This is a genomic window from Helicobacter pylori (genome assembly GCF_014496485.1).
Lineage (GTDB): Bacteria > Campylobacterota > Campylobacteria > Campylobacterales > Helicobacteraceae > Helicobacter > Helicobacter pylori_DD.
The window spans coordinates 19,617-32,004 of record NZ_JACTAX010000012.1 but is presented as its reverse complement, the minus strand read 5'-3'; the positions used below and the strand labels follow the sequence as shown (position 1 = coordinate 32,004).

General features: G+C 39.9%; 12 protein-coding genes. 7 read left to right on the top strand and 5 right to left on the bottom strand.

The genetic code is table 11. The annotated features are described in order from the left end of the window. Window positions 1-17 precede the first annotated feature (17 nt). Window positions 18-551: a protein adenylyltransferase Fic gene (fic, locus tag IC572_RS06690; protein WP_000549918.1), complete on the top strand. Its 534-nt coding sequence runs from the start codon at window positions 18-20 to the stop codon at window positions 549-551. A 242-nt stretch (window positions 552-793) separates the two neighbouring features. Here the strand turns inward: fic and ybeY are convergent, their stop codons facing one another. The 3 genes from ybeY to IC572_RS06675 form a co-directional block, all read right to left on the bottom strand. Continuing rightward, complete coding sequence (ybeY, locus tag IC572_RS06685) at window positions 794-1,216, bottom strand: rRNA maturation RNase YbeY (protein WP_187855546.1); 423 nt, start codon at window positions 1,214-1,216, stop codon at window positions 794-796. Window positions 1,217-1,268: 52 nt separating this feature from the next. Beyond that, entirely contained in the window at window positions 1,269-1,763 is a 495-nt protein-coding gene (locus IC572_RS06680) for a flavodoxin (protein ID WP_038417948.1), read from the bottom strand. Window positions 1,764-1,854: 91 nt separating this feature from the next. After that, window positions 1,855-2,436, bottom strand: a complete 582-nt coding sequence (locus IC572_RS06675; protein ID WP_187855544.1) for a DedA family protein — start codon at window positions 2,434-2,436, stop codon at window positions 1,855-1,857. Between the two features lie 127 nt (window positions 2,437-2,563). Between IC572_RS06675 and ccoS the strand changes: the two genes are divergently transcribed. Together ccoS and IC572_RS06665 are read left to right on the top strand one after the other, a co-directional pair. Further along, complete coding sequence (ccoS, locus tag IC572_RS06670; RefSeq protein WP_001090949.1) at window positions 2,564-2,755, top strand: cbb3-type cytochrome oxidase assembly protein CcoS; 192 nt, start codon at window positions 2,564-2,566, stop codon at window positions 2,753-2,755. 23 nt (window positions 2,756-2,778) lie between these two features. Continuing rightward, complete coding sequence (locus IC572_RS06665) at window positions 2,779-3,753, top strand: NAD(P)-binding domain-containing protein (RefSeq protein ID WP_187855542.1); 975 nt, start codon at window positions 2,779-2,781, stop codon at window positions 3,751-3,753. Between the two features lie 6 nt (window positions 3,754-3,759). On the opposite strand, the gene IC572_RS06660 is transcribed toward IC572_RS06665, so the two are convergent. Then, a complete protein-coding gene (locus IC572_RS06660; protein WP_187855540.1) occupies window positions 3,760-4,920 on the bottom strand; it encodes an HP1165 family MFS efflux transporter in 1,161 nt (386 codons plus the stop codon). Window positions 4,921-4,983: 63 nt separating this feature from the next. On the opposite strand from IC572_RS06660, the gene pgi reads away from it, so the two are divergent. Then, window positions 4,984-6,621, top strand: coding sequence for a glucose-6-phosphate isomerase (gene pgi / locus IC572_RS06655; protein ID WP_187855538.1), 1,638 nt, complete (start codon window positions 4,984-4,986; stop codon window positions 6,619-6,621). Window positions 6,622-6,924: 303 nt separating this feature from the next. Continuing rightward, window positions 6,925-8,340, top strand: a complete 1,416-nt coding sequence (hofH, locus tag IC572_RS06650; protein WP_187855536.1) for an outer membrane beta-barrel protein HofH — start codon at window positions 6,925-6,927, stop codon at window positions 8,338-8,340. 446 nt (window positions 8,341-8,786) lie between these two features. On the opposite strand, the gene IC572_RS06645 is transcribed toward hofH, so the two are convergent. Further along, entirely contained in the window at window positions 8,787-10,880 is a 2,094-nt protein-coding gene (locus IC572_RS06645; protein WP_187855534.1) for a carbon starvation CstA family protein, read from the bottom strand. A gap of 181 nt (window positions 10,881-11,061) precedes the next feature. Here IC572_RS06645 and IC572_RS06640 point away from each other — a divergent pair, with 181 nt between their 5' ends. Beyond that, window positions 11,062-11,715 carry an amino acid ABC transporter permease gene (locus IC572_RS06640; protein ID WP_187855532.1) on the top strand — a complete coding sequence of 218 codons (654 nt, stop codon included), beginning with the start codon at window positions 11,062-11,064 and terminating at the stop codon, window positions 11,713-11,715. 1 nt (window position 11,716) lies between these two features. Further along, a complete protein-coding gene (locus tag IC572_RS06635; protein ID WP_187855529.1) occupies window positions 11,717-12,388 on the top strand; it encodes an ABC transporter permease subunit in 672 nt (223 codons plus the stop codon).

The window sequence follows — 12,388 nt, the reverse complement described above, 5'->3', positions numbered from 1 at the left end:
CTTAAAAAATCAGCACGATGCATTTAGACAGACAGAGTTTAGAAAAAGCCAAGCATTTGATCCAAAGCGGTCTGATTGACACCATAGAGGTAGGCACGATCAAGGGCTTGCAAGAAATCCATCGGTTTTTGTTTGAAGGGCTGTATGAATTTGCCGGGAAAATCAGGGATAAAAACATTTCTAAAGGGAATTTCAGGTTCGCTAACTGCTTGTATTTGGATTTGATTTTACCCAGAATTGAAAGCATGCCACAAAGCAATTTCAATCAAATCATAGAAAAATATGTGGAAATGAATATCGCCCACCCTTTTTTGGAGGGTAATGGCAGAGCGACTAGGATATGGCTTGATTTGTTGCTTAAAAAGGAATTGAAAAAAATCGTGCTTTGGGAAAGGATTGATAAAGCCGCTTATTTGAGCGCGATGGAAAGGAGTCCTGTGAATGATTTGGAAATCAAAACGCTTTTAAAAAAACATTTGAGTTCTAATACCAACGATCCCTTAACTTTCATTAAAGGCATCACGCAGTCGTATTATTATGAAGGGCTTTGAAAAAATACTAAAATCATTTTTTATAATCCAATACGAAAGAGTTTGATGCTAGTCAAGAGATAGTTTTTTATAATGCGATCTTAGGGGATTAGTGGGATTTAGTTGGGGGTTGCAGGAGGAAATGTTTTACCTCCTATCCCCCTTTACTATAAAATAAAATTTAAAGTATAAGACAAAATAATTAAAGCCCCATTTTAAAAGAAATTAAAAGCTTTATTTGTCAGCATTAAAGCAATCTAAAACTAATCCTGTGTGCGTTCAATCAAACTCAAAGGCAAGTTAAAAGCCTTAATGAGTTCGCTCTCTTTTTGGCGTTGTTCGCCCTTATCTTTTTCATGGTCATAGCCCAACAAATGCAACACCCCATGGATGAATAAAAGAGCGATCTCATTTTCTAAGCTATATCCTAATTTCAGGGCGTTTTCTTGAGCTAATGGCGCATTAATCACCACGCTCCCTAAAGGGGTGTGAGGGATCGCTTCTAAAGGGAAACTCAAAACATCGGTAGCGTAATCGCAACCCCTTAAATCCCTGTTGATTTCTCGCATGGTTTCATCGCTCACCAAAACAAGCTCAATGATTTGAGTGGGGGCTAAAACATTTGCGATTTTTTCTAATAATAAAAAGTCTGATTCTAGCGGAGTTTGGTTGTCTATTTCTAGCATTAAAGATATAAAAAGAAGTTTAAAAAAGCCCTAAAATTTAGGGCTTAAAAGATTAAGCGAAAGAACCTTTAACTTGTTCTACCCATTTTGAAATCCTCTCATCAGTGAGATCATCTTGATTGTCTTCATCAATCACAAGACCCACGAATTTACCGCCTTCTACCGCTTTAGAAGCTTCAAAATGATAACCATCAGTGGGAGTTTGCCCTACCACTTTGCCGGCTTTAGCTTTTTCATAAATGTGGAAAATGCCTTCCGCGAAAGTTTCGCTGTAAGTGTCTTGATCGCCCAAGCCTACAAGCCCAATGGTTTTATTCGCAAAGTCGCTCGCTTCTAGTGTGCCTAAAAAGTCTTCCCAATCTGTTTGCAAATCGCCCGCACCAGCTGTTGGAGCGACTAAAATCACCTTTGTAAAGCTATTGAATTGCTCTTTAGAAGCTTTAGCCACATCAACCACTTCGGCATTACCAATAGCCTTGCTGACTTTTTCAGCGATAGCTTCAGCATTCCCGCTGTCTGTCCCAAAAAAGATACCAATTTTTCCCATGTTCTCAATCCTTGTGTTTAAAGATATTAACGCACCCACTTCATGCGAATGCTTGTGGGCGTAGTCTAGCGCATTTAATTAAACATCTTGCTTAAAAACCCATTTTGCGCGAATATCGTTTCAATAAAAACCATATTAAAAGCGCTATAAGAACAAAACTTATGACAAAAAACGAAGTGTAATGAGAAAGCCTTTCATACAGCGTTTTCACCCAATCGCTCGCTTGAAAAGAAACGCTCCCCACGATTAACGCCCACAAAAAACTGGAAAAAACATTAAGCCATAAAAATCTTTTTAAAGGGTATTTGCTAAAACCAATTGCCAAAGGCACAACGCTTTTAATCCCATACAAATATTTATTGATAAAAATCATGAGCAAGGCGTAGCGTTTCACCCACAAACTCGCTAAAGCAAGCTTTCTTCTATGCTTTTGGAAATACTTTAAAAACTCTCTTTTTTGATAGCGGGCAAAGACTACAAGAGCCCCACTCCCTACCATATTCCCTAAAAAAGCGACTAAAATCGTTATTTTTATATCTAAAGCGTGCGTGGTAGCGCTCAAAATAGAAGCGATGACAATCCCCACATACCCGCCCCCTAAAGAATATAAAAACAAGATAAGATAACCCCACTCCTTAAAACCCTCTTGAAAACGCAACAACGCTTCTTGCATAAAAGACCCTCTTTTGATTCGTTTTTATTTTCATGTTATCCAAACTTATTCAACCTGTTGGTGATTTAAACGCTATCTTTTAGTATAATAATCAGTTCATGCAATCCTAATCATAAAGATTAAAGAGATGAATACAGAAATTTTAACCATCATGTTAGTTGTCTCAGTGCTTATGGGATTGGTAGGCTTGATAGCGTTTTTATGGGGGGTTAAAAGCGGTCAGTTTGACGATGAAAAACGCATGCTTGAAAGCGTGTTGTATGATAGCGCGAGCGATTTGAACGAAGCGATTTTACAAGAAAAACGCCAAAAGAATTAAAAAATTAAAATAAAAGGATAGGAATGGATCAAGAAATTTTAGACGTGTTGATAGTGGGCGCAGGGCCTGGGGGCATTGCTACGGCCGTAGAATGCGAAATAGCCGGCGTTAAAAAAGTGCTTTTATGCGAAAAAACCGAAAGCCATTCAGGCATGTTAGAGAAGTTTTATAAAGCCGGTAAAAGGATTGATAAAGATTATAAAAAGCAAGTCGTAGAGCTTAAAGGGCATATCCCTTTTAAAGACAGCTTTAAAGAAGAAACTTTAGAGAATTTCACTAATCTTTTAAAAGAGCATCGTATCACGCCAAGCTATAAAACCGATATTGAGAGCGTGAAAAAAGAGGGCGAATACTTTAAAATCACCACCACTTCTAACACAACCTATCATGCTAAATTCGTGGTGGTTGCGATCGGGAAAATGGGCCAGCCAAACCGCCCTACTGCTTATAAAATCCCTGTTGCGCTCTCCAAACAAGTGGTTTTTAGCATCAATGATTGCAAGGAAAATGAAAAAACCCTTGTGATCGGCGGAGGCAACTCAGCGGTGGAATACGCCATTGCTTTGTGCAAAACCACCCCTACCACTCTCAATTACCGCAAAAAAGAATTCAACCGCATCAATGAAGACAACGCTAAAAACTTGCAAGAAGTCCTAGGCAATAACACGCTTAAAAGCAAGCTTGGAGTGGATATTGAAAGCTTAGAAGAAGATGGCACTCAAATTAAGGTTAACTTCACCGATAACACGAGCGAGAGTTTTGATCGCTTGCTGTATGCGATCGGCGGCTCTACCCCTTTAGAATTTTTTAAACGCTGTTCTTTAGAATTAGATCCTAGTACCAATATCCCTGTAGTGAAAGAAAATCTAGAGAGCAACAATATCCCTAATTTGTTCATCGTGGGCGATATTTTATTCAAATCAGGGGCGAGCATCGCTACCGCTTTAAACCATGGCTATGATGTCGCTTTAGAAATCGCTAAAAGGTTGCACTCTTAAAGCCGCTCACTCATCAAACGGCTTAGCCTTATACAAAAAGAAAAAGAGGATGATAAGCGTCAGGGTAAAATGCATGGTGATGATAGTTAGGGGCGAGAAGTAACACAGTTCCAAACTGCTGATCGATAAAACTAGCACAGAGACCACGCGCACGCAGCTTGATGAAAGCGATGAGAGCGAGGAAATGTTGTTTTTAGAAACGAATTTAGAGAATTGATACCCCAAGCAATAACTCATGTAAGCAAAAAACGCCACCATGAGCGCATACACCCCTATGAAACAATAAGGGATATTGCTAAGCAATAAGGGGCTAACGCCTAGCAATACCACGAGCGAACTCAGGGCGGTTTTTTGGCTGTAATTTTTGGCTTTTAAAAAATGAATGAGGATGGAAATCACTTGAAAAGCGATATAAAACACAAAAAGGTATTGCTCTTTAACGCCTTGTTTTAAAAAATACGCTTGCCACATTTGAAAATGGCTCATAAAAAAGACGGGCGTAATCAAATGCCCCACTAATAAAATTTTAAGCTTGGGGTTATCTTTAAGCTCTTTAAGGCTGCCTTTGACTTGCTCTTTAAGGAGTTTCAAACTTTTTTGGCTTTTAAAATCCCTTTCTTTTTCTTTAAAATAAAAAATGATCGTTAGCGCGCAGAGCATGATTAAAAAAATCCCCACGATATACAGCATCGCATGGACTTTGAGATACAAAAACGACCCCAAAGAGCTCCCTATAATCATGCCTAAATAAGTAATTTGATTGTTTTTAGCTAAAAACTGGGATAAATCTTTTTTATTTTCTTTAATGTCCGTGATGAGTGAAGCTTCAATCGTGCCGCTAGAGCATGCGCTATACAAACCATACAACCCCCACGCTAAAAGCATGAGAATAAAGCTATCAAAAAACAGCACAAACGAAAAACTAGCGATTAAAAACACATTAGAAACCAAGAATAAATTTTTCCGGCTCATCAAATCCGCTAAAACGCCGCTTGGGTATTCAGCCACTAACACGCAAAAGCTAAAAAAGGTTTGCACGAGCAAGATTTCACTCAAACTAAGCCCTTTAGAAAGCAACAAGGGGGTTAAAATCGCATGGGGCAAGCTTTGAGCGATGATTAAGAGAAAATTCGCCCCATAGTAAGCTAAAATGTTTTTTCTTAACATTTGAAAATTGTAATTAAAACTAGCTTATAATACAGCGTTATATCTTTTATTTAAGGGGTATTGATGCTAACCCAATTAAAAACTTATCCAAAATTACTCAAACATTATGAAGAAATCAAAGAAGCACACATGCGCGATTGGTTTTTTAAAGACAAAGGGCGAGCGAGCCGCTATTTCGTGCAATTGGAAAGCTTGAGCTTGGATTATTCCAAAAACCGCTTGAACGATACCACTTTAAAACTTCTTTTTGAATTGGCGAACGACTGCTCTTTAAAAGAAAAGATTGAAGCGATGTTTAAGGGCGAAAAAATCAACACCACCGAAAAAAGGGCCGTTTTACACACCGCCTTAAGAAGCTTGAACGACACAGAAATTTTACTAGACAACATGGAAGTGTTAAAAAGCGTTCGGAGCGTTTTAAAACGCATGCGAGCCTTTAGCGATAGCGTGAGGAGCGGTAAAAGATTAGGCTATACCAATCAAGTGATCACCGATATTGTCAATATCGGTATTGGGGGGTCAGATTTGGGCGCTTTAATGGTTTGTACCGCTCTAAAACGCTACGCCCACCCGAGATTAAAAATGCATTTTGTGTCTAATGTGGATGGCACGCAGATTTTAGACGTTTTGGAAAAAATCAATCCGGCCAGCACGCTTTTTATCGTGGCTTCTAAGACTTTTTCCACTCAAGAAACCTTAACCAACGCCCTAACCGCTAGAAAATGGTTTGTAGAAAGGAGCGGCGATGAAAAGCATATCGCTAAGCACTTTGTAGCGGTATCCACCAATAAAGAAGCCGTGCAACAATTTGGCATTGATGAGCATAACATGTTTGAATTTTGGGATTTTGTAGGGGGGCGTTATAGCTTGTGGTCAGCCATTGGCTTATCCATTATGATCTATTTAGGGAAGAAAAATTTTAACGCTCTTTTGAAAGGAGCGTATTTGATGGATGAGCATTTTAGAAACGCCCCTTTTGAAAGCAATTTGCCCGTTTTAATGGGATTAATTGGCGTGTGGTATATCAATTTTTTCCAATCCAAAAGCCACTTGATCGCTCCTTATGATCAGTATTTAAGGCATTTCCCTAAATTCATCCAGCAACTAGATATGGAAAGTAATGGCAAACGCATCAGCAAAAAAGGCGAAACCATCCCCTATGACACCTGCCCTGTTGTTTGGGGCGATATGGGTATTAACGCTCAGCACGCTTTTTTCCAACTCTTGCATCAAGGCACGCATTTAATACCCATTGATTTTATCGCCTCTTTGGATAAAAAACCTAACGCTAAAGGCCATCATGAGATTTTATTCAGCAATGTTTTAGCGCAAGCGCAAGCTTTCATGAAAGGCAAAAGCTATGAAGAAGCACTTGGGGAATTGCTTTCTAAAGGCTTAGACAAAGATGAAGCCAAAGACTTGGCCCACCACAGGGTGTTTTTTGGCAACCGCCCCTCTAATATCCTTTTATTAGAAAAGATTTCACCAAGCAATATTGGGGCGTTGGTGGCTCTTTATGAGCATAAAGTCTTTGTGCAAGGGGTTATTTGGGATATTAACAGCTTTGATCAATGGGGCGTGGAGCTTGGGAAAGAACTGGCCGTGCCGATTTTACAAGAATTAGAAGGGCATAAAAGCAACGCTTATTTTGACAGCTCCACTAAGCATTTAATAGAATTGTATAAGAACTATAACCAATAGGTTTTTTTGCGGCAAAGTGAAACCTAAAAACAATGAAGCGAAGCTTAACCCCATTCTCAAGCGATCCATTCAAAATAATCCGTTAATCGTAACGGATTTTAGCGCCATATATTAGCCATTTGAGTTTAAAGGGAGTAAATTTTCTACAAATTAATCGTTTTTAGCCTTTAAAAGCTTGACTTTCTCATCGTATGCATTATTTTACATATTATAATTACTTCAAAGCTAAGAATAATAAAAACTAAAGAATAGATTTATCTTTAAAAGCATTTGCATTTATTAATCTCATTTTAGGAGGCATGCATGAAAAAGGCAAGTCAGGTTTTATTCTTTGGAGCGTTTTTAAGCACTTCTTTACAAGGTTTTGAAGCTAAGCTCAACGGCTTTGTGGATCAATCCAGCACTATCGGTTTTAACCAGCATAAAATCAATAAAGAAAGAGGCATCTACCCTATGCAGCAATTCGCAACGATTGCGGGCTATTTAGGGCTTGGTTTTAGCCTGTTACCCAAAAAGGTTTCAGACCATGTTCTAAAAGGCAAAATAGGGGGCATGGTGGGATCTATCTTCTATGACGGCACGAAGAAGTTTGAAGACGGATCTGTGGCTTATAACCTCTTTGGTTATTACGATGGGTTCATGGGGGGCTATACGAATATCTTACAAAGCGATGATTTAGCGACACAGAACATGAAACACAACAAAAATGTCCGCAATTATGTCTTTAGCGATGCGTATTTAGAATACGCTTATAAGAATTATTTTGAAATAAAAGCCGGACGCTATTTATCCACTATGCCTTATAAAAGCGGTCAAACGCAAGGCTTTCAAGTTTCTGGGCAATACAAGCATGCGCGTTTGACTTGGTTTAGCTCTTTTGGGAGGGCGTTCGCTTACGGTTCGTTTTTAATGGATTGGTTTGCCGCTAGGACCACTTATAGCGGAGGCTTCACCAAAAACGATAAGGGAGGTTATGATAGCCATGGGCGAAAGGTGCTTTATGGCACGCATGCGGTGCAACTCACCTATAAACCTCATCGTTTCCTCATAGAAGGCTTTTATTACCTTTCGCCTCAAATCTTTAACGCTCCAGGCGTTAAGATTGGTTGGGACTCTAACCCCAATTTTAGCGGCACAGGCTTTCGCTCTGATACGGCTATCATAGGGTTTTTCCCCATTTACTACCCTTGGATGATCGTTAAATCCAATGGAAGCCCGGTCTATAGATACGACACGCCTGCCACTCAGAATGGGCAAAATCTCATTATCCGCCAACGCTTTGACATCAATAATTACAATGTTTCCATCGCTTTTTATAAAGTCTTTCAAAACGCTAATGGTTGGATAGGCAATATGGGGAATCCAAGCGGTGTGATCATGGGGAGTAACAGCGTGTATGCGGGTTTTACAGGCACAGCCCTTAAAAGAGACGCCGCTACCATTTTCCTTTCTTGTGGCGGCACTCATTTTGCCAAAAAATTCACATGGAAATTCGCCACGCAATATTCCAATTCAGTGGTCTCTTGGGAAGCGAGAGCGATGATCTCTTTAGGCTATAAATTCACTGAATACTTGAGCGGTAGCGTGGATCTTGCGTATTATGGCGTGTATACTAACAAAGGCTTTAAACCGGGTGAAAACGGGCCTGTGCCTAAAGACTTCCCCGCCCTTTATTCTGACAGGAGCGCGTTATACACGGCCCTAGTAGCGTCTTTTTGATGCTACCCCCTATGAATATGGTAGGCGTCTTTTGTACTACCCTACGAATATAGTAGGCGTTTTAACGCTGTTTCTCTAATCTCTATATATCAAATTTCTTTTCAAGCAAAAGCCATTTTTGAAATCGCATACCCATTATGTGAGTGGGGTGGTAAGTAAAATACAAGTTCATTTTTAATTTAAAGCAAGCGATAGCTTTTTAAAAGCGCTTCTTTTAGAGTTAGGCGGATTTAGTTGGGGGTTAAAAGGAGGAATGATCTCAAAATACCCCCTATCCCCTTCAAGAAATGGGTTTAAAACGAAGCAGCCAAAACCCCATTTTTAAGAGATTAAAATAAAGTTTTAATACCCCTATTAAATTAACAGAGCCAAAATTTTAATCGCTTCTTGTAAGGATAGGGTCAAATTTTTCAATGGATTTAAAGGGGGTTAAAACCCCTTTTTATTCAAGCGGCTTTGATATAGGGCGTTTCAGCCAGCGGCGGGTAAATTTGATTTTTAAAATAAGCGTTTGAGCAAATCCTAACGCTCACGATCAACACTAATAACGCTACCAGCATGAAAAACACGCACAAAATCGCATCAATAGCGTGGTTAAAAAAGGATTTTTGGAGCGTTTTTAGCGCTTTTTCATCGGTAGTGGTAGACATTTTTTCTTTGATGATTTGCATTTGCGCCACATGGGAAACATTATTCAGCACGCTATCATTACTCTTTGGCATCACTTTTAAAATACCGCTATAAAAAGTGATTGCTAAAATCAAAACTGCCGGCAAGGTGCTTACCATTGCCCCCTTAAAACGCCCCATTTTAAACAACACCACCGTAACCAACAACAACGCCATGCCCGCTAGCATCTGATTGCTCACGCCAAATAAAGGCCATAGCGTATAAATCCCCCCTTTAGGATCAATCGTGCCTTGATACAAGAAATACCCCCACCCTGCCACGCACAAAAGAGTGGCAAAAATCCCAGCCTTATAAGAGCTAAGATTACCCAAAGGCTTATAAACGTTACCGAGCAAATCTTGGATCATGAAACGAGCGGTTCGTGTGCCAGCATCCACAGCGGTTAAAATGAACAAAGCTTCAAACAAAATCGCAAAATGATACCAAAACGCCATCACGCTTGGATCCCCTAAAATGTGATACACAATCATCGCTAAACCGATCGCAAAAGTGGGTGCCCCACCGGTGCGGCTCAAAATGGAGCTTTCACCGATGTTTTTGGTCATCTCACTGATTTCTTCAGCGCTAATGCTAAACCCCCATGAGCTAATCACTGAAGCCGCATCAGCTATATCTTTACCGATGCTCACTTCTGGCGAATTGATAGCGAAATAAAGCCCTGGGTGCAAGATCCCTGCACACACCAACGCCATAAGAGCCACAACGCTCTCCATCACCATAGAGCCATAGCCCACTAGCCTGGCGTCGCTTTCTTTAGCGAGCATTTTAGGGGTCGTTCCTGAAGAAATTAAAGCATGAAAGCCGCTAATCGTCCCGCAAGCCACCGTGATAAACAAGAAAGGGAACACGCTTCCTGCAAACACAGGCCCACTGCCATCTACAAAGGGCGTGATTTTAGGGATTTGTAAAGGCGGAGCGACAAAAACAATCGCCACAACCAACACCCCTATAACGCCAATTTTTAAAAAAGTGCTTAAATAATCTCGTGGAGCGAGTAAAAACCATACCGGTAAAATAGAAGCCACAAAACCATAACCCATGATCATCCACGCTAAAGAATTGGCCTCAAAGGTGAATATTGACGCTAATTTAGGATCTAAAGAAATGTATTTACCCGCATAAATCGCTATAATCAATAGGATAAAGCCAATAACAGAAACTTCCAAAATCTTATGCGGCCTGAAAAACCGCATGTAAAGCCCCATAAGAATCGCAATGGGAATAGTCATAGCGATCGTAAAAAAGCCCCAAGGCGAATGCGCTAAAGCCTTCACCACCACCATCGCTAAAATCGCAATGATAATGAGCATGATCCCTAAAATGCCCAGACTTGCGATCATGCCTACAAATTGACCCATTTCAAGCTTGATCATTTCGCCTAAAGACTTGCCATCGCGCCTAATAGAAGCAAAAAGCACCACAAAATCATGCACGCAACCCCCTAAAACCGAGCCTATCAAAATCCATAAGATAGAGGGCAAGTAACCCATTTGAGCGGCTAGTATCGGGCCTACTAAAGGGCCAGCCCCAGCAATAGCAGCAAAATGATGCCCAAAAGTGATGGCTTTATCGGTTGGCACAAAATCCTTGCCGTCATTCCTTATACATGCGGGCGTGGCTCTGCTATCGTCTAGCTTTAACACCCTATAAGCGATAAAATGGCTATAAAAACGATAGCCTATGCTATAAATGCAAGCGCTCGCTACTACAAGCCATAGCGTGTTAATGCTCTCGCCCTTATGTAAGGCTAACACCCCTAAACAGATCGCTCCTAAAATAGCGACAAAAACCCAAGCCAAAGAAACTAAACTTTTTTGCATGTCCTCTCCATTTAATGATTGTTTAATCATTGTTGTTAATTTCAGCCAGTTTTTTTATTATAATCCAAAATTTCTTTGAATAGTGGCAAAACGGCTCATAAACTTCCCATAATAAGGGCTTGGGTTTTCCAAACTTCTAACAATTAGGGTGAATAAGAGCTGTTTTTAAACATGATGCTTTAAAGCGTCATTAATTTTAAGGTATAGCGTTATGGCATTAGATTGGGATTTTATGTTTCACTCCATCCCCGCGTTTTTTAAGGGATTAGAACTCACGCTTTATATTTCTTTTTTTGGGATTTTACTCTCTCTTTTGGTAGGGTTTTTGTGCGCGATCGTTTTGTATTTTAAAACGCGCTTTATCTCTCCTATTATCTATATCTATGGCGAAATCGCTAGGAACACGCCCCTACTCATCCAGCTTTTCTTTTTGTATTACGGGTTGAATGAAATCGGTTTGAGCGCTTTAGAGTGCGCGATTTTAGCGTTAGGGTTTTTGGGTGGGGGGTATATGAGTCAAAGTTTTTTGCTTGGGTTTAAAAGCTTGGCTTCCATTCAAAGAGAAAGCGCTTTGAGTTTGGGGTTTGGCCCTTTGAAAATGATGTATTACATCATTCTGCCTCAAAGTTTAAGCGTTTCTATGCCTTCTATAGGGGCGAATGTGATTTTTTTACTCAAAGAAACTTCTGTGGTGGGCGCGATAGCCCTAACCGATATTATGTTTGTGGCGAAAGATTTGATTGGCATTTATTATAAAACGACTGAAAGCCTTTTGATGTTAAGCCTCACTTATTTGATCGCTTTGCTCCCTTTAAGCGTTTTGTTTGTGATCTTAGAGCGTTTCTTTAAAAAGAAAGTGGCTTAAAATGGGAGTTTTACTAGAATTAGACAATCTCAAGCGTTTGTTAGAAGGGTTTGAAACCACTCTTTTGATCGCTCTTAGCTCTGCAATGATTTCAATCATTGTTGGAATGCTTTTAGGAAGTTTGATGGCGTTTGGCTCTCAAATAATGGTTTTGGCGTGTCGTGTGTATTTAGAAAGCATTCGCATTATCCCGCTTTTAGCATGGCTTTTTATTGTGTATTTTGGGTTAGCGAGCTGGTTTGATTTGCACATTAGCACGGTTTTAGCGAGCATCATTGTTTTTAGCTTGTGGGGGAGCGCTGAAATGATGGATTTGACTAGAGGGGTTTTAACTTCCGTGAGCAAACACCAAGTAGAAAGCGCTCTAGCTTTAGGCTTAGATTCAAAAAGGGTGATTTTTAATATTATTTTCCCCCAAAGCTTTTTGTCTTTATTGCCCTCAAGCCTTAATTTATTCACGCGCATGATTAAAACCACAGCCTTAGTCTCTCTCATTGGAGCGATTGATTTGCTAAAAGTGGGCCAGCAAATCATAGAGCTTAACCTCTTACGCATGCCCAATGCAAGCTTTGTGGTTTATGGCGTTATCTTAATGTTTTATTTTAGTTTATGCTATAGTTTGAGCCTGTATAGTTCCTATTTAGAAAAAAAATTCCAACACATTAGAGGGTAA